The organism is Streptomyces sp. NPDC102279, from assembly GCF_044766365.1.
In the GTDB taxonomy this organism is placed as follows: Bacteria; Actinomycetota; Actinomycetes; order Streptomycetales; family Streptomycetaceae; genus Streptomyces.
Window position 1 is genome coordinate 190,069 of record NZ_JBIWLU010000002.1, and the last position, 20,073, is coordinate 210,141.

The following is a 20,073-nucleotide window of genomic DNA, read 5'->3' on the forward strand; positions in this document are numbered from 1 at the left end:
CCTCGCGGGCAACGGTGCCGTTGCGTTCTCAGGCGGGTGTCTGCTCGTCGGGCACGAAGGCCCGGTAGGTGTCGTCCACGGAGTCCCACAGCCGGGGGAACAGACTCCGTTCGGCCATGGCGCGTACGCCCGAGGTGGACTGGCCGCGCAGGCTCTTGGGCAGGCCGTCGCGGGTGTCCTGCGCCGGGGCTGTTCCGGCCTCGGGGTGGCCGCCGAGCTGGGACCACACCAGGCGCAGGTGGTGGTGCTTCCAGGCGGCGACGGCCCCGTCGAGCCGCAGGAGCGCCTGGCGGACGAGGGCGAGGTCGGGCGCCCTGTCCTCGCGGTCCGGGACGACGCCCCGGCCCTGGGCGACGACGAGTTGTCTCAGGTCGAGGCCTTCCCGTGTCACGGCGGCCTCGGCTTCCTGCCACAGCGCGGCGGCCGCGCGGCGCAGGTTGCGGGCGCCGGGCGAGTCGAGCCCGGTGGTGTTCTCCGGGAACGTCTCCCGCATCGTCAACAGGCTCTCCTGCGGCAGGAAGTCCAGGAGCACCCGGACGGCCCCGACCGCGACCTCCCCCAACGCGGCCGCTCGCTCCAGGAGTTGCGCGGCAAGAAGGTAGTCGCGGTCGCGCAGCAGGCCGGCCGCGCGGCGCATCTCGAAGTGCATGTCGCACCAGGCGTACTCGGTGATCAGATGCACGGTCTGGAACAGCCGCTGGTCCGGGTGGACGAGCGTATCCTCGGGCAGCAGCGCGGACAGGGCGGCGGTGAGCCGGGTGTCCTGTTCGTAGTTGCTGCCCCGGTCGTACTCGTAGACGAAGAGCCGGTTGCTCTCCTCGGGGTTCATCACCCGGCGGGCCGATCCGGGCCGCCCGGTCTGGACTCGCTTGCTCATCGTGTGGACGCCTCCGGGCGCGGGGTCGGTGCGTGGGCGGGCGGGGAACGGGGCGTCGGCGGTCAGCCGACGAGGGCGCCCTGGCGGTCGGGCGCCGGGAACAGCCGGTTCTCCAGGACCGCCGCGAGGTAGGGGACGCCCTGGGTGTAGCCGGTGCCTGAGCGTTCGCCGATCATGCGGACGGCCAGGCGGTAGTGGGTCTGCTTCCACCGCTGGTGGACGCCTTCCAGCCGGTCGGCGGCGGCCTGGAGCGCGGCGCCCTCCTCGGCCGGCAGCCGCCGTTCGGCGATCAGCTCGTGCCAGGTGCCCTGGACGGTGGGCCGGCCGTTCACGACCCGTTCGCGGACCGCGGGGACGGAGGTGTAGGCGGCGGAGGCGAGCCGGGCGAGGCCGGGGGTCGAGCAGAGGGACTCGAAGGTCTTGTAGCCGGCCGACTGGATGGCGCTGGCGCCCTCGGTGAAGTCCCGGAAGACACGGAAGGCTTCGGGCCGCATGGTCGCCAGCAGCGAGAAGAGGGGCAGCGACTCCTTGAGGATGCCGGCCACGGCGTCGACGAGGTCGGCCGCTTCCCGCACCCGGTTCTCGTCGAGCCGCCGCACCGCCGAGGCGAGGGCCGCCGACATGAAGGTGAACGTCGCCTCGAACGACTGGAGCGTGCGCAGGAACAGGTACTCGTCGTGCAGCACGTAGACCGGCTGGACGCTCGCCGACAGCAGCAGGGACTGGGCCGGGGAGGCCGCCCGCAGGATGTCCGCCGCGAACCGTCCACCGGGTGTGCGCCCCGGGACGGCTGCCGCGGCGGCCGCGTCCACGATCCCCTCGGGCAGCGCGCGCAGCGCGGCCGGTTCCATCACCCGGACGGCCAACCTCACGCGCTTCGAGACCAGTTGGGTCTCGGGTGGCATGCCGTGCGGGTCGGCGGGGGTGTCGGTCAGCGCCCGCTGTTCGAACCGGACCAGGTCGGCGAGGAGAAGCAGCAGGACCTCGTCGCGTGCCTTGCGGGCCGCGCGCCAGTCGGCCGTGGCGGGACGGGCCAGCAGGGAGAGCGCGGTGTAACTGGGGTAGTCGTACCGGTCGTCGTACTTGTCCAGGACGACGTCGAGGAACCCGCGCAGGAAAGCCGTTCCGTCCTGCGGGCGGATGCCGTCCGGCGTCTCCTCGCCGTCCTGCCGCCCGCCACCGGGTGCGGCTTCGGGGTGGACGGGCAGCGCCGCGCGGATCTCGTCGAGCCGGGCGAGCAGGTCACCGGTCAGGAAGTGCTTGCCCACGGACCGCAGGTGCGTGAGGAGCGTGTCGTAGGGGAACGCGACCGGTTCCGCGGCCTTTGCCCAGGTGCCGAGACGCTCCAGGACGGTGGCCACGCCAGGCGATACGACGGTGGACATGCCCGGGGCGAGGTCCGCCGGGGCGGATTCGGCGGAACTCATCGGGAAATCCACAACGCGGGTATCGAGGGTGCGTTCATCACTCGGTGCCGGGGAATTCGAGCGAACATGGAAGGAAGTCCTCATCTCGGTGACGACAGACGATCGGGTCTGCGTGACGACTGACGATCGGGCGTCCACGAGGAATTGCACCTGGCGACCCTGGAACCGACCGCAATCACTTTCCGAGAGAGATCCTGCGCCGTACGCCGGGAACTCCCAAGTCACCGGTATCCGGTCACGTCCACCCGGTCACGGCCCCCCGTTCCCGCCTGCACGGCACCGGGATCCCGTGACATGACACGGGACCGGATCCGTGCACTGCGGAAGGGAATTGCCTCCGGCTCGGCTCGGGCTTTCCCCGGGCCTTTCTCGCGTGCCGGGAGACGCCGTCCCAACACCTCTGGAACGATGGGGGTCATGGACAGAATCAGCAACAGCGAGATTCTCGCGGCGATCGCCGACTCATTGCCCGACTGGCGCAAAGTGGCCCAGCCGCTCGCCGCCCGTTATCGCACCGGGGACGCCGTTTCGGGGGCCGCCTTCGTCGCGGCGGTCGCGCAGGCCTCGGTCGCCGCCGGACACGCCGTACCGGAGATCAGGCTGGGGCCCGGGGCGGTCGACATCAGCCTCTACGGTGTAGACGCGGCGGGCGCCCGGTGGGTCACACCGCAGGACCTCGAACTCGCCCGTGTCATCACGGGAGTTGCCCGCGAGCACGGGCTGGGTGCCGCTCCGGACGAGGTGACCCAGGTGGAGATCGCCCTCGACACCGCGGACGACACGGTGGCCGGCCCCTTCTGGGCCGCGCTGCTCACCGGGGACGCGGGCAACACGGTGCACGACTCGGCCTTCGACCCCACGAACCGCGTCCCCTCCGTGTGGTTCCAGCGGACCGACCCCCACGAAACGCCGCGCCAGCGCTGGCACATGGACCTGTGGCTGGCTCCCGAGTCGGCTCAGCCCCGCATCCGGGCCGCCGTCGCCGCCGGTGGCAGCGTGATCGACGACTCCGGCTCCCCGTCGTACACCGTGCTGGCCGACCCGGAGGGAAACAGGGTGTGTGTCTGCACGGCTGTCGGCCGCGACTGACCTCCAGGCCGCATGACCGCACGGCTTCACGGCTTCACGGCTTCACGGCCTGACGGCCTCTGCCAGGCGAACACCGGTCGTTCACAACGCTGTTGCGTGGGCGAGGTACGGCTCAGCAGAGCCTGGACGTCTCCGTGACCGGGTACGCCTCCAGACCGGGGGTCGCGAGCAGTTCCGCGACACAGGCCGCGGAGGCTCCGACATAGGTGCTCACGAGGTCCACGTCACCGCCCACGCACCAGGTCCGGTCCTCCGGCCACCACAGGTCCGGGATCTCGGGCACCTCGTTGTCCGACCCCCGCTGCGGCGAGTCGGCGTCCGCGAGGGCGCCGGAGAGCAGGATCTCGTCGCGTCCGGGCGTACGGAAGACGGGGACGCCGTCCCAGTCGTAGTGGCCGTACCCCTCCCAGAGCCCGTACCAGCAGCGGTCGGGCGTGCCGGTGTGCCGGGCCAGCACGCCGGTCAGTACCCGGGCCACGTCGGCGGGCACGGGGCCTTCCTGCGGGTGCTCGTCCCAGACTCCGGGGACCGCCGGCGTGTCCTCGTTGCGGTGGACGAGACGGTCCTCGTCCCGCACGCCGATCAAGGTGTGCCAGGACGTCGTCGCGGACACCGGCCGGCCGTACACCGGGGCCACCCGGTCCCAGCGCACCGGTTCCGTGCCGAGGCGGGCCGGGTGGAGGATCCGCGCGTACGCCTCGAAGCCGGGTGCGCTCACCCCCGCCGCCGTGCCGAACCCGCCCGCCCCGGGCGGCCGTTGCTCCAGCCAGTCGGCGGGCGTGAGGTCGTTCCGCTCGACGCGGAGGGTGCCGTAGACGGACGGGGGCGAGGACCGGTGGACGTACATGGGTGCAGTGTGACCCGCGTCCGGTCGCCCGCGCACCTCGTGCGGCCGCGGTCCGGTCACGCGTCGCCGGCGCCGCACGGATGTTCCGCCGGTCGGCCGAGGGACCCGTGGTGCTCCCGTGCCGTCGGCGGAACAGAATGACTCATCACCGAACGAAGGAGTACCCCATGATCTTTATCACCGCCAGGTTCAGCGTCCGCCCTGAGTACGCCGACCGGTGGCCGGAGATCACCGCCGACTTCACCGCCGCCACCCGCGCCGAGCCCGGCTGCCTGTCCGTCGACTGGTCCCGCAGCGTGGAGGATCCGACGGAGTACGTCCTGGTCGAGGCCTTCCGCGACGACGACGCCGGGGCGGCCCATGTCCGGTCGGCCCACTTCAGGGCAGCCCAGCAGACACTCCCGCCCCACCTGTCGGCGACGCCGCGCATCGTGAACATGAAGCTCCCCCAGGACGACTGGTCGCTCCTCGGGGAGATGGCCGTCGAAGGGGACTAGGACCTGCCGGTCAGGGCCCGGACGCTCGAAGTCGGCCGGGCCGTCGTGGAGTTCGGGGGACCCGAATACGGTCCCCCGCTCCGCGGACGGAGGCTGTGCGTTCCGCGTTACCACCGCCCGTACCGCATAGCGGGCGAATGGCACCACAGACCCTTACATCCTGGACGTCCCGGGGCTGAAGTCCGGGTTGCACCATCGGCGCCCGCAGCGATGGGGACGCACCGGATCGTCCGAGAGCGGCCATCGGGCCGTATCTGCGGAACCGCAAACCGTTCGCTCGCGGGGGAACGGACGGGGCCGCCGGGCGGTCAGCCGGCGAAGTCCTCGACGGGCTGGGAGAAGTCGGACCCGAGCTGCGACATCAGGTTCCCGAACTCCTTCTCGCTGATCGCGTCGCGCAGGGTCACGAGGACGGCCCTGACGCCGCTGTCGGCCTCGCTCTTCTTCAGCATGTTGCGCTCGGCGACCCGTCGTACGGTCTCGGCGTAGCTGAAGGCCTCGATGGCCGAGGTGGCTCCCCGGCGGACGGACTCCGCCAGGCCTTCCGGCAGTTCCAGGGCCAGGGCCCGGTCCTCACCCCCGCTCAGCCGGTGGGCGAGCGTCTCCAGCGTGGCGCGCGTCAGGTCGGCCGACTCCTGCCGCGACAGTCCTGTGCGCTCCGACACCGCTTGGACGAATTCCCGCTCCTCCACGCGCTGTCTCCTTCTTCTGCGCCGGTGGTCCGGCGGCACGGCGTCTGGCGGGGGCGGTGCCCCGGAGCCCTCACGGTCTCGCGGACCCGCGGCCCTGGATCCACCCTGACACGCGACCGCCGGGCCCGCGCGGGCAAGCCACGGCCGCCTCACTCCGCGCCGCCGACCGCCCCCGCCGCACCCGGGCGCGCGCACTGTCGACCGCCCCCGCCGGACCTGGGCGCGGGCCCTGTCGACCGAGGCGGCTCACCGGACCCCGAGCTGGGCGAACAGGTGCAGCATGTCGGAGTTGACCCAGTACTCGGCGTACCTGCCGTCACGGGTCCGCAGGGTGTCCGTGCCGGTGAAGGCGACCACCGTGCCCGGGGCCGCCTCGGCGCCCGGGAAGCCGCCCGCGTAGGTACCGCCCGCGGTCCAGCGCACGGAGGTGAAGGCGCCGTCCACCAGGGGAGCGACCTCAATCGCGAAGTGGAGGTCGGGGAATGCCGCGCGGGTCTGTCCGATCCAGGCCGCGAGGCCGTCGGCGCCCCGGACGGCACTGCCGTCGCCACCGTCGAGCAGGGCGGCGTGGAGGCGGAAGTCGGGCGTGACGGCGTCGGGCGCCAGGGTCAGGTCGCCGTTCCACAGGCGCAGCCACACGTCGAGCAGTGCGTGCGCCTCGCCGCGGGTCGAAGTGCCGCTGGGAGGGGTGGTGTTGGTCATGACGGGTCCTCGCGTTCTCTGGTAGGGGGTACGGCGACGGGTTCCGGACTCGTGGATGCGGGCCTTGGGCCTACGGGTTGAGGACGACCTTCCCGGCGACGGTGCCGGACTCGGCGAGCCGCAGGGCCTCGGCTGCGCTGGCCAGGGGCAGTCGGGCGGCGATCTGCGGGGTGACCTCACCGCGCCGGAGGGCGGCGAAGACCTGTGTGAGGTCGGCGCGCAGCCGGGCCCGGAACCTGTTCCTGGCCAGCGCGCGGCCACCCCAGACGTTGAAGAAGTAGGCGTGCCGGCCGTTGGGCAGGGTGTTCCACAGCCATACGCGGCCGAGCAGCTTGAGCACGGGCCACTGCTTGGACCCGGTGTCGTCGCGGGTGGAGGCGCTGCCGTACGAGACGAGCGTGCCGCCGGGCGCGAGGAGCTGCCAGGAGTCGACGGTGCTGCGGCCTCCGACGTGGTCGAAGACGGCGTCGACGCCCCCAGGGGCGATGTCCCGGACGCGCGCAGGGATGTCGTCGGTGCGGTAGTCGACGGGGGTGACGCCGTGCTCTCGGAGGGTGTCGTGGTGGCGGGCCGAGGCCGTGCCGATCACCTTCACGCCCGCGGCCTGGGCCAGCTGGACCAGGACGGAGCCGACACCGCCGTTGGCGCCGTGGACCAGGATGGTCTGCCCGGCCCGGACATGCGCCTTGCGGTGCAGCATCTGCCAGGCGGTGATGCCGTTGACGACGACGGTCTCCGCCTCCGCCGCTCCGATCCCGTCGGGCACCGGCACGAGGTCGGCCGCCTCGACGCGTACGTGGGTGGCCCAGCCGCCGACCTTCAGCAGGGCGGCCACGCGGGTGCCGGTGAGGGCCGGGTCGACGCCCGGGCCCGTCGAGAGGACGGTGCCGACCAGGTCGTAGCCGGGCACGAAGGGGAAGGGCGGCTGGTCGTAGTACCGCCCGCGCCGCATCTGCTGCTCGGCGAAGGACACCCCGGTCGCCTCCATCCCGATCACGACCTCGCCCGGGCCGGCGACGGGGACGGCCCCGTGCCGGATCTCCAGGCCCTCCGGCTCCACTTTGCCCGGCAGGACGACCTCGACGAGTCCTTCGGCGTTCATGACGACCTCCGCTTGGTTCCGCGCTTGTTACTGACCTTCGCTTTAGTTATAGGTTATAACTCGATTGCGTGAGGGTCAAGAGGTTTCGTGACAGGGTCTAACGAACGCGCGCTCCGGCGCCCACTGAGCCGCGTGGCACCCGTCGGCGCTCACCCCGACGGCGGACGACCGGCGGCACGCTCGGGCCGAACACTATGAACACAACGATCACGGCCATGGCTCTCGCCGGGCGGGCTTCCTAGCATCACGGCCGACGGCGCGACGACGCGCCGCCGAGGACAAGGAGCCGCGCCGTGAACAGGTCCAGCACGCCCGTACGCCTCCCCCGCCGGTCCCGGTCACGCGGACCGCGCCGCGCGACCGTGGCCGCCCTGGTCGCCGGTGCGGTCGCCGGAACACTCACCCTCGCTCCGCCGGCCACCGCCGTCACCGCGCCGCCGGCCACCGTCGCCTGCCCGGCCGACCTTGCGGGAAAGGCGACCTGTTACACCGGCCGGGACGGCAACGGCGCCTACTACGCGATGGCCGTCCCCACCGCCTGGAACGGCTCCCTCGTGATGCACGCCCACGGCGGCCCCGACCTCGGCGTGGAGTCCGACCCCGCCCGCAGCGTCGGTGACCTCGAACGGTGGTCCGTGATGGTCGACCAGGGATACGCCTGGGCCGGGTCGTCGTACCGCCGCGGAGGCTACGGAACGCGCATGGCCGCCGCCGACACCGAGAACCTGCGACGCCTGTTCGTCGGTACCTTCGGCACCCCGGAACGGACCTACGTGCACGGCCAGTCCTGGGGCGGGAACGTCGCCGCCAAGGTCGTCGAGACCTACGGCGGCCGGCACGGCCCGTACGACGGCGCGCTGCTCACCAGTGGTGTCCTCGGCGGCGGCTCGCGCGGCTACGACTACCGCGTGGACCTGCGCGTCGTCTATCAGTACTACTGCCGCAACCACCCCCGGCCCACGGAACCGCAGTACCCGCTGTGGCAGGGGCTGCGCGCCGACTCGACGATGACCTCGGCCGGACTGCGCACCCGGCTCCAGGAATGCACCGGCTTCTCGTCCGCGCCCGAGGACCGCACGGCGCTCCAGCAGCGCAATCTCGACGACATCCTGGCTGTCACGCACATCCCCGAGCGGACCCTCGAATCACACCTGCGGTTCGCCACCTTCACCTTCCGCGACATCGTCCGCGACCGGCTCGGTGGCCGGAACCCCTTCACCGACCAGGGTGTGCGGTACACCGGTTCGCACGACGACAAGGCGCTCAACGCCGGTGTCGAACGCTTCGCCGCCGACTCCGGCGCCCGGCGCGACCTGTCCTACGACAGCGACCTGACCGGCGAGGTCTCCCTGCCCGTGCTGACCCTGCACGCGATCGACGACCCGACGGCGTTCGTCGAGCACGAGGCCGCCTACCGGGCCACCCTCCAAGGCGCCCACCGCGCCCACCACTTGGTGCAGACGTTCACCCGGGAGACCGAGCACAGCGAACTCAGTGACGCCGAGTACGCCAACTCCCTTGCCGCACTGGACTCCTGGGTCCGCACCGGGCGGAAGCCCACCGCGCGGTCTGTCAGTTCGAGCTGCGCCGCCTTCGACCGTGTCTACGGCACCGGCTGCTTCTACGCCCCCGACTTCCACCCGGCCCCGTACGCGTCACGCGTCGGGCCACGTCCCGGCGGTCTGGCCTGGCCCGCGATGACCGCTGCCCAGGAGAGGAGCTGGAGCCGGATCGACGGAATCGGGATCGCGCCCTGAGTCCGGCCACGGAACGCGCGGACCGGCTACGCGGCCGGTTCCGCCGTCCAGGTGATCTGGGGCGGCACCACCCGGGCGCAGCGCGGGTGGCCGGACTCGTCGGTCAGACCGAGGCGGGCGACGAGCAGTCCCTCGCGCGCGGCGGCGGCGAGGACGTCGGCGGGAACCGCGTCGAGCATCAGCTTGGCGCGGCGGAACATACTGAAGACGCCCGCCTCGTCGACGGTGCCCCAGGACAGGTAGATGAAGCGGTGGCCCAGCCGGTCCTGCACGTAGGGGCCCTTCACGTCGATGCCGGTCGGTGACGGCGACGTCGTGCAGTCGAGGGACCAGGTCGCGGTCGCGCCGTCGCCCGGCTGGGGGTCGAGCAGCTCGGCCGGTCGGTCGCGGCGCTGGACGGCCACGTGGATGTTGTCGTACGCCGAGACGGCGCGGCCCTCGGGGGCCGGGCACGTGCGGCCGGGCAGCTCGACGGCGTCGATACGGATGCGCATGCGAGCCATCATGCCGCCCAGCGGCCGACGGCCGGGATGCGCGGTGGTCGAGGGAGGCGGGTCGAGGAGTGCCCCGAGGCGCCTTCGGCTCCTCGGGCCTGCCCGACCGGGACGGGACCGGGGGCACCCCACCGTGTCTCGCGGTGTGATGCCCCCGGCCCCCGCGCACCGCGCGGACGCCGCGGCTCAGCCGGACAGGGCCGCCGAGACCACGGCCTTCGCCTCGTCCTGCACCTGACGGAGGTGATCCGTCCCGCGGAAGGACTCCGCGTAGATCTTGTAGACGTCCTCGGTTCCCGACGGGCGGGCCGCGAACCAGGCGTTCTCCGTGGTCACCTTGATGCCGCCGATCGGCGCGCCGTTGCCCGGCGCCTCGGTGAGAACGGCGGTGACGGCTTCACCGGCGAGGGTGTCCGCGGTGATCTGCGCCGGGGACAGCTTGGCGAGGAGGGCCTTCTCCTCGCGGGTCGCGGGGGCGTCGATGCGCTCGTAGGCGGGCTCGCCGAACCGCCCGGTCAGCTCGGCGTAGTGCTCGGAGGGTGTCTTCCCGGTCACGCCGGTGATCTCGGAAGCGAGCAGGGCCAGGATGATCCCGTCCTTGTCGGTGGTCCACACCGAGCCGTCGCGGCGCAGGAAGGACGCGCCGGCCGACTCCTCGCCGCCGAACCCGATGGAGCCGTCGACCAGCCCGTCCACGAACCACTTGAACCCGACGGGTACCTCGATCAGCTCGCGGCCGAGATCGGCGGCGACCCGGTCGATCATGCTGGAGGACACGAGCGTCTTGCCGATCCCCGTGCCGGCCGGCCACTGGTCCCGGTGGGAGTAGAGGTAGCCGATGGCGGTGGCGAGGTAGTGGTTGGGGTTCATGAGCCCGGCGTCCGGGGTGACGATGCCGTGGCGGTCGGCGTCGGCGTCGTTGCCCGTGGCGATCTGGTAGTGGTCGCGCTGAGCGATGAGCGAGGCCATCGCGTACGGCGACGAGCAGTCCATACGGATCTTGCCGTCCCAGTCCAGCGTCATGAAGCGCCAGGTGGGGTCCGTGAGCGGGTTGACCACGGTCAGGTCGAGCCGGTGCTGCTCGGCGATGCGCCCCCAGTAGGCGACCGAGGCCCCGCCGAGCGGGTCGGCGCCGATACGGACCCCGGCCGCGCGGATCGCGTCCAGGTCCACCACGTTCGGCAGGTCGGCCACGTAACTGCCGAGGAAGTCGTAGCGACCGGTGCCCGGGGCGGTCAGCGCCTGGGTGTAGCTGACGCGTCGTACGTCCTTCAGACCGTCCCTGATGAGTTCGTTGGCGCGGTCCTGGATCCAGGAGGTCGCCTCGGAGGCCGCCGGGCCGCCGTTCGGCGGGTTGTACTTGAAGCCGCCGTCACCCGGGGGGTTGTGGGACGGCGTGACCACGACGCCGTCCGCGAGGCCGGTGGTGCGGCCCCGGTTGTGGGTGAGGATGGCGTGCGACACCGCCGGGGTGGGGGTGTAGCCGTCCTCGCTGTCGAGGAGGACCGTCACGCCGTGCGCCGCGAACACCTCCAGGGCGGTGACCTTCGCGGGTTCCGAGAGCGCGTGGCTGTCGACGCCCAGGAAGAGCGGGCCGTCGGTGCCCTGACCGTCGCGGTACTCGCAGATGGCCTGGCTCGTCGCGGCGATGTGGTCCTCGTTGAACGCGGTCGCCAGGGACGAACCGCGGTGTCCGGACGTGCCGAAGGCGACGCGCTGGCCGGGGTCGGCCGGGTCGGGGTGGAGCGCGTAGTACGCGGTGACCAACCGGGCTACGTCGACGAGGTCCTCGGGGCCGGCCGGCTTGCCCGCTCGCTCGTGCTGCATGTGCCCGCACCTCCACATCGGTGGTTCTTCGCTTGTGGTCTCATCTTTCCCCACCGGGGTCCGCGGCGGCACGGTGCCCTCATGGCCGCGGCCGTCGGAGGGGCCCTTCCGCGGTCATTTCAGACGGTCGTCGTCGTCCGGGGGCGGCGAACGGGGTGGCGGGTTCCCTGCGGTCAGGTGCTCCAGCACCTGGACCAGTTCCTGACAGGCCTGTTCCACGGAGCGTCTCGTGTTGCGCTGTTCGGTGATCACCGCGGACAGCAGCAGGGCCGTCAGGGCCATGGACCCGTTGAACGCCTGCAGCTTGATCATGACCGAGGTGTCGCTCAGTTCCAGGAAGGGGCCCGCGTGGTCCGTGGCGGCGACGGTCGCCATGACCGACGCGAACAGGGCGCACACCATGCTGCCCGCCAGCTCGAAGCGCAGCGCAGCCCAGATCAGCAGGGGGTACACCAGGTAGAGCAGGCTGAGGCTGCTGCGGGTGGCGTACGGCACGATGACGCAGACCGCGACCAGCAGGAGCACGGCCTCCTTCCACCGCGACGCGTGCAGCGGCCTGCGGAGGTTGTACGCGATGAGCAGGACCGGGGTGATGATCAGAACGCCCATCGCGTCGCCCACCCACCAGGCCAGCCAGACGGGCCAGAAGTCTCCCGAGGCGAGCTTGCCCGTGGCGACCAGGAGGCCGACGCCCGACGTCGCGCTGATCGCCATGCTGCCGAGGGCGGCGAGGAAGACCAGCGCCACACCGTCCCGCAGACGGCTCAGATCGTTCCGGAAGCGCACCTTGCGCAGCAGGAGGTAGGCGCACACCGGGGCGATCGTGTTGCCGGCGACGATTCCGATCACGGACACCGTGATCGAGGAGAACGCGGAGAGGGACAGGACGACCAGGAGGGCACCGAGGGCGATCCCGAGCCAGCAACGGATCCCGAGGATCAGCAGGGCCGCGACGGCCACTCCGGTGGGCGGCCAGATGGGGGTGAACACCGCTCCTTCGACGGAGAGCCGCCGCACGAGTCCGAGCCGTCCCGCTCCGTAGTAGCAGGCGGCGATCGCCAGCGTCTGGAGCGCCAGGACAGCCGGCCTGCGCAGCTCGCGTGTACCCACCACACGAGCCATCAGACACCTACCCCGCCCTCTCGGCGAGGCGAGCGGCCGTTCGGCGCCGAGGGCTCTCTGCCGATCGGGCCGGACGGGGGAGCGGGGCGCGCCGGACCGACGCGACCGGCGGGTCCCTAGAGGTGCGCGCCTCGTCCGTCGTGGCCGACGACGAGGACGGCCGCGTCGTCCTCGTGCCCCACACGCTCGGCCCCCTTGATGACCGCGGCGGCCAGCGAACCGGCCGACAGGCCCGCCACTGCGGCTACGCCGGCGAGCCGCACCACCTGGTCGAGGCCCTCGTCGACGCTCATCGACGGTCCCTCGACGACCCCGTCGGTGAGCAGCACGAAGACACCGCCGGTGGTGAGCCGGTGCCGGGTCACCGGGTACTGCGTCCCCGGGGCGATGCCGAGCGGGGGTCCCCCTTCGTCCTCGGTGATGCCGGACTTTCCGTCCGCCGTGGCCCAGACGCACGGTATGTGCCCCGCCCGCGCGCTCTCCAGCAGGCCGGTCGTGGGGTCGAGGCGCATGAAGGTGCAGGTCGCGAAGAGGTCGGCGCCGAGCGACAGGATGAGCTCGTTCGTGCGGGCGAGCAGCGCTCCGGGCTGGCTCGTCACCGAGGCGAGGGCTCGCAGGCCGACCCGGACCTGGCCCATGAACGCCGCGGCCTCGATGTTGTGGCCCTGCACGTCGCCTATGGACAGGCCGATCCGGCCGTCGGGCAGCGTGAAGGCGTCGTACCAGTCGCCGCCGACGTTCAGGCCGTAGCAGGCGGGCGCGTACTGCACGGCCAGCTCGAATCCGGGGGCGGAGGGCATGTCTCCCGGAAGCATGCCGCGTTGCAGCGCGATGGCCAGCTCCACCTGCGAGCGCTGGAACTCCGCGCGTTCACGCGCCTGAGCGGTCAGCGACCCGAGCCTGGCCAGCAGCTCGTCGTCGTCGTCCGTCGGGGGCTTGCGGGACATCGACCACCCCGGGAGGAGGAACACAACATGAGAAAAGGTTAAAAACGCTTCTATCGGATGATAACGACCTCGGCGGCGGGACCTGACATCGTGCGTTCCCGGCCGGGGGTCACCCGGAGGCCGCGGGGCTCAGGCGGGGGAAGAGCCGCTGGGCGTTTCGGGTGGTCAGGGCGTGCCAGGTGTCGCCCGCGGGCTGCGCCGCCCCGGCCAGGGAGGCGATCTGCGCGTCCACGCCGAACGCCGGGGTCCAGCAGTAGTCGCTGCCGTACAGCACGCGCTCGCTGCCGAAGGCGGCGGTCAGAGCGGGTGCCTGGTGGGGGAAGGGGGTGCCCGCCAGGTCGTACCAGAGGCGCCCGAGCCGCTCGGGTACGGAGGCGGACTCCGTGGCGCCGGAGGGGAGCATCGCGCGGAACAGCTCCATGCGCTGGGCCAGCAGCGGCAGGGCTCCGCCGCCGTGGGTGATGATCCACGGGATGTCCGGATACCGCGTGAGGACGCCGGCGAACAGCAGGTCGCTCACGGTACGGGCCGAGTCGAAGACGAACTCCAGCATCGGACGGGGCCGGCCGAGCGCGAGGTCCTCGGCGTGCGGCGGGGAGGTGGGGTGGACGAAGACGGGGGTCCGCCTGCGGTCGAGTTCCGCGTACAGCGGCTCGTAGCGCGTGTCGCCGAGGTAGACACCGTGGGCGTTCGTCTCCACCGTCACGCCGTCGGCGCCCAGGTCGTCCATGGCGTGGGCGAGCTCGTCGAGGGCGCCCGCCACGTCGGGAAGGGGCAGCGAGGTTCCACCAGAGCCTGCCAGAAGGCTGCGGCAACGACCGGCTGCTCGCGGTCGCCCTCTCCCTCCGGGACGCGGCGACCCTCTACCGCCGCTGGTCCGTGCCCGTCGGCCACGACTACGACCGCGACGTCGCCGGGGAGCACCGGGCGCTGACCGACGCGGTCGTCGCCCGGGACGCCGCGACGGCCTCGCGCCTCCTTGCCGAGCACATCGACCGCACGTCCGCCTCACTGCGGGCGGTCGTCCAGAACGTGAGCGAACACGCCGGATGATCCGGCACCGCCGACGGCCGCGCCGTCATCTCCCGCACCCCGAGCGGTGGCCGGCCGTCCGGGAGCCGCTCGTCAGGCCTCTCGGCCCGCCGGTCCGGGACCCGGCCGGCGCAGGCCGTCGACGATCAGGTCGAGGATCCGCACGGCCCGCGCCTCACCGCCGCGCGCCGGATCGAGCCGCCACAACACGCTGAGCTGCAGCAGGACGTCCTCGGGATCCAGCCCCTCCTTCAAGGTGCCGTCCGCGGCTCCCGCGTCGAGCAGTGCGGCGATGGCCCGCAGGAAGGGGTCGTAGTACTCGTCGTCGAGGCCGCCGCCGGCCGCGGCGTGGATGACCTCGGCGACGCCGTACTTCAACTGCCCGTACCGGGCGACCTCGTCGAACCACTCCCGCAGCGCCTCCAGCGGCGGGCGTGACGCCGCGAGCGCGGGCGCGAGGTCGATGAGGTGCTGGATGTCGTGCCGGTACAGCTCGACGATCAGCGCCTCCCGGGTCGGGAAGTGCCGGTAGAGCGTGCCGATGCCGACGCCCGCCCGCTTGGCGATGGCGGTCAGGGACGCACCGCCCGCCTCGGCCAGCGCCTCACGGGCGACGGCGAGGATCCGCTGCCGATTGTCGAGCGCGTCCCGCCGGGTCGGCTTCGAGTGCTGCGCGTTCACGAGTGATGGCCGTCCGTCTCGTACGAGTTGATAAGCGGAGGCCCCTCCGGTAGCTTGGATTCGTATCGGAGGGCCCTCCGTTTCATTTTCCCACATCATCGTCGACACCGTGGAGGACATGTCATGGCCGAGTTGGTTCTGGTCACCGGGGGCAGCGGCTACATCGCGGGCTGGTGCGTCGCCGAGCTCCTGGAGCGGGGCTACGACGTTCGGACGACCGTGCGGGATCCGGGGAGGGCGAGGAGCGTCACCGACGCGGTGTCCACCGTCGCCGACCCGGCGGGCCGGCTCTCCTTCGCCGTAGCGGACCTCACCTCCGACGAGGGCTGGGAGGCGGCTCTGAAGGACGTCGACCACGTCCTGCACGTCGCCTCCCCTCTGGGCAACACCTCCGGCGGCGATCCCGACGCCCTGATCGCTCCCGCGCGCGACGGTGCCCTGCGCGTGCTGCGCGCGGCGACCGCGGCCGGCGTGCGGCGTGTGGTGATGACGTCGGCCGCGAACGCCGCGAGCCCCTCGTCGTACGCGACCGAAGGCGTGACCGACGAGACGCTCTGGACCGACCCGGACGATCCGACCCTGATCCCCTACCGGCGCTCCAAGACCCTCGCGGAGCGCGCCGCCTGGGACTTCATGGACGGCTACGACGGTCCGACCGAACTGACCACCGTGCTGCCCGGAGCCGTGTTCGGGCCGGTCCTGACGACGGAGAACATCGGCTCCGTCGGCATCGTCGCGCGGATGCTCTCCGGCGAGATGCGCGGCATCCCGAGGATCGGACTGGAGGTCGTCGACGTCCGTGACCTCGTCGACGTGCACATCAGGGCCATGACGTCCCCGGCGGCCGCGGGCCAACGCTTCCTCGCCACCGGGGAGTTCGTCTGGATGGCGGAGATGGCGCAGACGCTTCGCGAGGAGCTCGGCGCGGCGGCCGGCCGGGTGTCCACGCGCGTCGTCCCGGACTTCGCCGTGCGCCTGGCGGCCCGGTTCAAGGACCGGTCGCTGCGCGACATCACCCCGGCCCTCGGCCGGCGCAACCGCCACAGCACCGAGAAGGCCCGCACCCTCCTCGGCTGGCAGCCCCGTCCGGCCCGTACGACGGTGGTGGACTGCGCCAGGAGTCTCATCGCCCACGGCGCGGTCCGCACCTGAACCGGAGGACGGCCCCTGCCGCCGTCAGACGGTGGCGTGCGGGAGCACGCGGTCCAGCCGGCGCGGGAGCCACCAATTGGCGCGCCCCATCAGGAACATGAGGGACGGGACCAGGACGAGGCGGACGACCGTCGCGTCCAGGATGACGCTGATGGCGAGGCCGAGCGCGAGCATCTTGACCACGACGGTCGGTGAGCCCGTGAAGGAGAGGAACACGACCGTCATGATGAGCGCGGCGCAGGTGATGACCCGCCCCGTCAGCGCGAGCCCGGTGCCGACCGCCCGCTCGTTGTCATGGGTGGCGTGCCACTCCTCGGCGATGCGGGAGAGCAGGAAGATCTCGTAGTCCATCGAGAGTCCGAAGACGATGGCGAACATCATCATCGGCACGTAGGACTCGATCGGGACGGGTTCGCTCATGCCGAGCAGGCTGTCGCCCCAGCCCCACTGGAAGACGGCGACGAGGACGCCGTAGGACGCGCCGGTCGTGAGCACGTTCAGGACGACCGCCTTGAGGGGGATCACCAGACTGCGGAAGACGACCGTCAGGAGCAGGAACGCGGCCACGAGCACGATGCCGATGATGAGCGGCAGGCGTTCGGTGACGGTGTCGCGGAACTCGAGCTGGCCCGCGGTGGTGCCGGTGACGTGGCCGCTGGCTCCGGTGCCCTTGAGTGCCGCGGGGACGGCCGTGTCGGTGAGCGTGGCGAACAGGGCTCCGGTGGCGGCCGATTGGGGCCCCGTGGTGGGGACGACCGTGGCGACGAGCAGTGTGCCGTCGCGGCTCGGCCGCGGCGGGGTGACGCGGGCGACGCCGTCCGTCGTCGCGAGGCCGTCGGTGATCCGGTCAGCGACCCGGTCGGCGGACTCGGTCGCGCGGGCGAGGTCGACGACGAGGGTGAACGGGCCGTTGGCGCCCGGGCCGAAGCCGGGTCCGTCGGCGTCGGCCAGCCAGTCGTAGGCGGTGCGCGTGGTGCTGCCGGCCGGGTCCGCGCCGTCGTCGATGTGTCCGAGGCGCAGGGAGAACAGGGGGACGGCGCACAGTGCCACGAGCAGGAGTCCCGCCGTGAAGAACGTCCAGGGACGGCGGGCCACGGCACGGGCGTAGCGGTGCCAGCCGTCGTGGTCCCCGGCGCTCTCGGCGACCGGCCTGCGGCGTACGCGCAGCAGGTCGACGCGGCGGCCGACGAGGCCCATGGCGGCGGGCACCAGCGTGAGCGCGGCGGCCGCGGTGACGACGACGGCGATGGTGGCGGCGAGGCCGAGCCGCCCGATCATGGTCAGTCCGCAGGCGTACAGGCTGAGCAGGGCGACGGCCACGGTGACCGCGGCGACCAGGACGGCCTTGCCGCTGACGGCGGTGGTCCGCCCGACGGCGGTCTGCGGGTCCTGCCCGTCGATCAGGTACTGCCGGAAGCGTGTGATGAGGAAGAGCGCGTAGTCGATGCCGACACCGAGGCCGATCATCGTGGCGAGGGTGGGTGCCGCGGTGGCGAAGGTGAGGGTGCCGGCCACGATGCCGATGACGCCCATCCCGACGCCGACACTGATCAGGGCGGTGAGCAGCGGCATGAGCGCCGCGGCGACGCTGCCGAAGGCGAGCAGCAGCACGACGAGGGCGGCGCTGACGCCGATGGACTCACTGACGACGTCGTTGGCGGGAGCGCGGACGACATCGTGGAGGTCGCCGCCGTAGGCGACGTCGATTCCGGCGTCCCGAGCCGGGGCCGTCGCCTCGTCGAGGCGGTCGGTGTAGGCGTGGCCGAGGGACTTGAGCTTCTCGTCGAAGGACACCGTGGTGTAGGCGGTGTCCCCGTCGGAGCTGGTCACCAGGGCGGAGACGGCGGTGACGTGGGGCAGGTCCCGGAGGCGGTCGAGTGTCGCGCCGAGCCCGGTGTCGTGGTCGGACACCTTCCCGGAGCCGACGTGGAGGACGACCTTCCCGTTCGGGGCTCCCGCCGCCGGGTCGGACCGCTCCAGCAGGTCCGCGCCGACGCCGGTCTGGCTGCCCGGGAGGGTGACCTCGTCCCCGTAGGACGCCCCGACCGCGTGCCGCCCCGCGAACGCGGCGGCGAGCAACAGCAGCCAGACGGCGATCACCCACACGGGGTGGCGGGCGCAGAAGGCGCCGGTGCGGTGCAGTGCCGACGGACGCGGGGCAGGGGGAAGGGACACTGCGCCTCCAGGAAAAGTGACAGGACTGCCACAACCTAACCCGGAAGATGGCAGCGCCGTCAATTGTCAGTCGTGCCATTTTATTTGCGCTCCGGAAGTTCCCAGGAGTTCCAGGGCGTTCCCGGGAGGTCCGGGAAACGGAGAGGGCGCCGGAGTCCTGAGGACTCCGGCGCCCCGCATACGGCACGACCGCGGTCAGCCGTCGATCCGGCCCCCGCCCGAGGCGCAGTCGGATGTCGCCGACGCCTTCCCCGCCTGCGCCTTGAGACCTCCGGAGGCCACCTCGAAGTCCAGGACGAGACCGTCCTCACCGGCGTGGGCGCCGGCCAGTGCGGCTCCCTCGGGAAGCTTCTCGATGTCGATGGTGCGCGGCTTCAACTTGTCCGCGAACTGGCCGGCGCCCGGCAGCGCGGAGAGCGCCGACACCGGCACGTCCCGGCCGAGGATCTCGACCGTCGCGGGGGCGATGGTGAGGCTGTGCGCCGTGGTGGTCAGCTTCGTCACGACGGTGACGGGCATTCCGGTGCCGCCCGCCGTACCGCTCAGCGTGAGGTGCGTACCGTCGGTTCCGGTCTTCAGCCCGTCCGCCCCGCCGGCCGCGCTCTTCGCGTCGGCGGTCTTGTCGAGGGCCCCGTAGGCGATGGTCGCGGTGGCGGTTCCCCCGGCGGAGGAGCCGCCGGTCGACACGTCCCGCAGGTACACGTCGACGTCCATGTCGGTGCCCTGACGGCGTACACCCTCGGCGCTGACGTGGACGGTCCCGACCGTGCCGGTCAGCGCCTTGAGTCCGGCGAGGGTGTCGTCCAGCTCCACCTGCACTCCCCGCGTCGCGCCGAGGCGGCACGCGGCGGTCTCCGCGGCCCGGCCCCGCACCTTGTGCTCCACGACGAGGTCGGTGGTGACGGCTGCCGCGACGGCGGCGGTCAGACATATCGCGGTGATGACGACGCGACGGCGATGGCTCACGAGCTGGTGGCTCCGATCAGGGAGAGGAAGGTGAACGCCTGCGGGAGCAGGTGGTCGGGTTCGGCGGGGACTCCGGCGGTACGGCGGTCGCGCAGCGTCCGCAGGACGGCACGTGCCGCCGACAGCGCGCAGTTGGCGATCACGGCGGCCTGCAGGTCGGCGTCGGGCGCCCCCTGCGGGAGGCGTTCCAGGACGAGTTCGGTCAGGCGCGCCTCGAACTGCTGGAACTGCCGGGACAGACCCTCACGCGCCTGCTCCCGGATCTCCCCGAGGGGATGCGCGAGCGCGGTCAGACTGCTGGTGGCGAAGTAGGCGACGGCGTCGGTGATCGCCCCGCAGGCCGCTTCGAGGGGTGCCTCGTCGCGCGGCCGGGCCAGGAAGGCCTCCTCGATGCGCGCGTAGAGCTCGACCCCGTCGGGCAGGAGCAGGGCTTCCTTGTTCTCGAAGTAGCGGAAGAACGTCCGTTCCGACACGTTGGCCTCGGCGGCGATGTCGGCCACGGTCGTCTGGGCGAACCCCCGCTCGGCGAAGAGCCGCCCGGCGGCCTCACGCAGTCCGCGCCGGGTCTCGTCCTTCTTCCGCTCCCGCAGACCGGGCCGCTCGCTTCTCTCAGACATGGAGCCACCCTCACCACCGGCGCCTCGTCTGTCAATTGTCAGCTCTGCCATTTCAGCGGGTGGCGCTCCT

At 72.1% G+C, this 20,073-nt stretch carries 20 protein-coding genes; 5 read left to right on the forward strand and 15 right to left on the reverse strand.

Going from position 1 to position 20,073, the window contains the following annotated elements; genetic code table 11:
* Positions 1-28 precede the first annotated feature (28 nt).
* Together ACIRQH_RS04365 and ACIRQH_RS04370 are read right to left on the reverse strand one after the other, a co-directional pair.
* Positions 29-877, reverse strand: a complete 849-nt coding sequence (locus ACIRQH_RS04365; RefSeq protein ID WP_358821706.1) for a hypothetical protein — start codon at positions 875-877, stop codon at positions 29-31.
* 62 nt (positions 878-939) lie between these two features.
* Entirely contained in the window at positions 940-2,304 is a 1,365-nt protein-coding gene (locus ACIRQH_RS04370; RefSeq protein ID WP_404224165.1) for a tryptophan 2,3-dioxygenase, read from the reverse strand.
* Between the two features lie 417 nt (positions 2,305-2,721).
* On the opposite strand from ACIRQH_RS04370, the gene ACIRQH_RS04375 reads away from it, so the two are divergent.
* Positions 2,722-3,393: a VOC family protein gene (locus ACIRQH_RS04375; protein WP_358821704.1), complete on the forward strand. Its 672-nt coding sequence runs from the start codon at positions 2,722-2,724 to the stop codon at positions 3,391-3,393.
* A 112-nt stretch (positions 3,394-3,505) separates the two neighbouring features.
* Here the strand turns inward: ACIRQH_RS04375 and ACIRQH_RS04380 are convergent, their stop codons facing one another.
* Positions 3,506-4,240 carry a hypothetical protein gene (locus ACIRQH_RS04380; RefSeq protein WP_404224167.1) on the reverse strand — a complete coding sequence of 245 codons (735 nt, stop codon included), beginning with the start codon at positions 4,238-4,240 and terminating at the stop codon, positions 3,506-3,508.
* A gap of 167 nt (positions 4,241-4,407) precedes the next feature.
* Between ACIRQH_RS04380 and ACIRQH_RS04385 the strand changes: the two genes are divergently transcribed.
* Positions 4,408-4,737 carry a putative quinol monooxygenase gene (locus ACIRQH_RS04385; RefSeq protein ID WP_404224169.1) on the forward strand — a complete coding sequence of 110 codons (330 nt, stop codon included), beginning with the start codon at positions 4,408-4,410 and terminating at the stop codon, positions 4,735-4,737.
* Between the two features lie 308 nt (positions 4,738-5,045).
* On the opposite strand, the gene ACIRQH_RS04390 is transcribed toward ACIRQH_RS04385, so the two are convergent.
* The 3 genes from ACIRQH_RS04390 to ACIRQH_RS04400 all read right to left on the reverse strand — a co-directional run bounded on the left by ACIRQH_RS04390 (position 5,046) and on the right by ACIRQH_RS04400 (position 7,233).
* On the reverse strand, positions 5,046-5,429 hold the full coding sequence (locus tag ACIRQH_RS04390) for a DUF2267 domain-containing protein (RefSeq protein WP_355864564.1): 384 nt from the start codon (positions 5,427-5,429) through the stop codon (positions 5,046-5,048).
* A 246-nt stretch (positions 5,430-5,675) separates the two neighbouring features.
* Positions 5,676-6,131: an ester cyclase gene (locus ACIRQH_RS04395; RefSeq protein ID WP_388877336.1), complete on the reverse strand. Its 456-nt coding sequence runs from the start codon at positions 6,129-6,131 to the stop codon at positions 5,676-5,678.
* A 70-nt stretch (positions 6,132-6,201) separates the two neighbouring features.
* Positions 6,202-7,233 carry a medium chain dehydrogenase/reductase family protein gene (locus ACIRQH_RS04400; RefSeq protein WP_358821700.1) on the reverse strand — a complete coding sequence of 344 codons (1,032 nt, stop codon included), beginning with the start codon at positions 7,231-7,233 and terminating at the stop codon, positions 6,202-6,204.
* 293 nt (positions 7,234-7,526) lie between these two features.
* On the opposite strand from ACIRQH_RS04400, the gene ACIRQH_RS04405 reads away from it, so the two are divergent.
* Positions 7,527-8,990 (forward strand): hypothetical protein, encoded by a 1,464-nt coding sequence (locus tag ACIRQH_RS04405; protein ID WP_388931454.1) that lies wholly within the window; start codon positions 7,527-7,529, stop codon positions 8,988-8,990.
* 26 nt (positions 8,991-9,016) lie between these two features.
* Here the strand turns inward: ACIRQH_RS04405 and ACIRQH_RS04410 are convergent, their stop codons facing one another.
* The 5 genes from ACIRQH_RS04410 to ACIRQH_RS04430 all read right to left on the reverse strand — a co-directional run bounded on the left by ACIRQH_RS04410 (position 9,017) and on the right by ACIRQH_RS04430 (position 14,143).
* On the reverse strand, positions 9,017-9,484 hold the full coding sequence (locus ACIRQH_RS04410) for a DUF5990 family protein (RefSeq protein ID WP_388877342.1): 468 nt from the start codon (positions 9,482-9,484) through the stop codon (positions 9,017-9,019).
* 186 nt (positions 9,485-9,670) lie between these two features.
* Positions 9,671-11,311 carry a phosphoglucomutase (alpha-D-glucose-1,6-bisphosphate-dependent) gene (pgm, locus tag ACIRQH_RS04415; RefSeq protein ID WP_358821697.1) on the reverse strand — a complete coding sequence of 547 codons (1,641 nt, stop codon included), beginning with the start codon at positions 11,309-11,311 and terminating at the stop codon, positions 9,671-9,673.
* 114 nt (positions 11,312-11,425) lie between these two features.
* Positions 11,426-12,433 carry an MASE1 domain-containing protein gene (locus tag ACIRQH_RS04420; protein WP_358821696.1) on the reverse strand — a complete coding sequence of 336 codons (1,008 nt, stop codon included), beginning with the start codon at positions 12,431-12,433 and terminating at the stop codon, positions 11,426-11,428.
* 116 nt (positions 12,434-12,549) lie between these two features.
* Positions 12,550-13,380 carry a PP2C family protein-serine/threonine phosphatase gene (locus tag ACIRQH_RS04425; RefSeq protein ID WP_358821695.1) on the reverse strand — a complete coding sequence of 277 codons (831 nt, stop codon included), beginning with the start codon at positions 13,378-13,380 and terminating at the stop codon, positions 12,550-12,552.
* Between the two features lie 109 nt (positions 13,381-13,489).
* Positions 13,490-14,143 (reverse strand): amidohydrolase family protein, encoded by a 654-nt coding sequence (locus tag ACIRQH_RS04430; protein WP_388931458.1) that lies wholly within the window; start codon positions 14,141-14,143, stop codon positions 13,490-13,492.
* Positions 14,144-14,202: 59 nt separating this feature from the next.
* Between ACIRQH_RS04430 and ACIRQH_RS04435 the strand changes: the two genes are divergently transcribed.
* The gene (locus tag ACIRQH_RS04435; RefSeq protein ID WP_388877389.1) at positions 14,203-14,433 is read left to right on the forward strand and encodes an FCD domain-containing protein; all 231 of its coding nucleotides are present in this window, start codon (positions 14,203-14,205) and stop codon (positions 14,431-14,433) included.
* A gap of 72 nt (positions 14,434-14,505) precedes the next feature.
* On the opposite strand, the gene ACIRQH_RS04440 is transcribed toward ACIRQH_RS04435, so the two are convergent.
* The gene (locus tag ACIRQH_RS04440) at positions 14,506-15,093 is read right to left on the reverse strand and encodes a TetR/AcrR family transcriptional regulator (protein WP_388877352.1); all 588 of its coding nucleotides are present in this window, start codon (positions 15,091-15,093) and stop codon (positions 14,506-14,508) included.
* Between the two features lie 123 nt (positions 15,094-15,216).
* On the opposite strand from ACIRQH_RS04440, the gene ACIRQH_RS04445 reads away from it, so the two are divergent.
* Complete coding sequence (locus ACIRQH_RS04445; protein ID WP_404224174.1) at positions 15,217-16,245, forward strand: NAD-dependent epimerase/dehydratase family protein; 1,029 nt, start codon at positions 15,217-15,219, stop codon at positions 16,243-16,245.
* Positions 16,246-16,269: 24 nt separating this feature from the next.
* Here ACIRQH_RS04445 and ACIRQH_RS04450 read toward each other — a convergent pair whose 3' ends face one another.
* From ACIRQH_RS04450 to ACIRQH_RS04460, 3 genes are all read right to left on the reverse strand, one after another.
* Positions 16,270-18,420: an MMPL family transporter gene (locus ACIRQH_RS04450; protein ID WP_404224176.1), complete on the reverse strand. Its 2,151-nt coding sequence runs from the start codon at positions 18,418-18,420 to the stop codon at positions 16,270-16,272.
* Between the two features lie 195 nt (positions 18,421-18,615).
* Positions 18,616-19,386, reverse strand: coding sequence for an LmeA family phospholipid-binding protein (locus ACIRQH_RS04455; protein ID WP_404224178.1), 771 nt, complete (start codon positions 19,384-19,386; stop codon positions 18,616-18,618).
* The gene (locus tag ACIRQH_RS04460; RefSeq protein WP_358822478.1) at positions 19,383-20,003 is read right to left on the reverse strand and encodes a TetR family transcriptional regulator; all 621 of its coding nucleotides are present in this window, start codon (positions 20,001-20,003) and stop codon (positions 19,383-19,385) included. Before ACIRQH_RS04460 ends, ACIRQH_RS04455 begins: the two co-directional genes overlap by 4 nt.
* Between the last annotated feature and the right edge of the window lie 70 nt (positions 20,004-20,073).

Excerpts from the sequence above, each read along its gene's own strand:
- ACIRQH_RS04365 (WP_358821706.1), bottom strand. The coding sequence starts at position 877 with ATGAGCAAGCGAGTCCAGACCGGGCGGCCCGGATCGGCCCGCCGGGTG.
- ACIRQH_RS04370 (WP_404224165.1), bottom strand. The coding sequence starts at position 2,304 with ATGAGTTCCGCCGAATCCGCCCCGGCGGACCTCGCCCCGGGCATGTCC.
- ACIRQH_RS04375 (WP_358821704.1), top strand. The coding sequence starts at position 2,722 with ATGGACAGAATCAGCAACAGCGAGATTCTCGCGGCGATCGCCGACTCA.
- ACIRQH_RS04380 (WP_404224167.1), bottom strand. The coding sequence starts at position 4,240 with ATGTACGTCCACCGGTCCTCGCCCCCGTCCGTCTACGGCACCCTCCGC.
- ACIRQH_RS04385 (WP_404224169.1), top strand. The coding sequence starts at position 4,408 with ATGATCTTTATCACCGCCAGGTTCAGCGTCCGCCCTGAGTACGCCGAC.
- ACIRQH_RS04395 (WP_388877336.1), bottom strand. The coding sequence starts at position 6,131 with ATGACCAACACCACCCCTCCCAGCGGCACTTCGACCCGCGGCGAGGCG.
- ACIRQH_RS04400 (WP_358821700.1), bottom strand. The coding sequence starts at position 7,233 with ATGAACGCCGAAGGACTCGTCGAGGTCGTCCTGCCGGGCAAAGTGGAG.
- ACIRQH_RS04410 (WP_388877342.1), bottom strand. The coding sequence starts at position 9,484 with ATGCGCATCCGTATCGACGCCGTCGAGCTGCCCGGCCGCACGTGCCCG.
- pgm (WP_358821697.1), bottom strand. The coding sequence starts at position 11,311 with ATGCAGCACGAGCGAGCGGGCAAGCCGGCCGGCCCCGAGGACCTCGTC.
- ACIRQH_RS04420 (WP_358821696.1), bottom strand. The coding sequence starts at position 12,433 with ATGGCTCGTGTGGTGGGTACACGCGAGCTGCGCAGGCCGGCTGTCCTG.
- ACIRQH_RS04425 (WP_358821695.1), bottom strand. The coding sequence starts at position 13,380 with ATGTCCCGCAAGCCCCCGACGGACGACGACGACGAGCTGCTGGCCAGG.
- ACIRQH_RS04445 (WP_404224174.1), top strand. The coding sequence starts at position 15,217 with ATGGCCGAGTTGGTTCTGGTCACCGGGGGCAGCGGCTACATCGCGGGC.
- ACIRQH_RS04460 (WP_358822478.1), bottom strand. The coding sequence starts at position 20,003 with ATGTCTGAGAGAAGCGAGCGGCCCGGTCTGCGGGAGCGGAAGAAGGAC.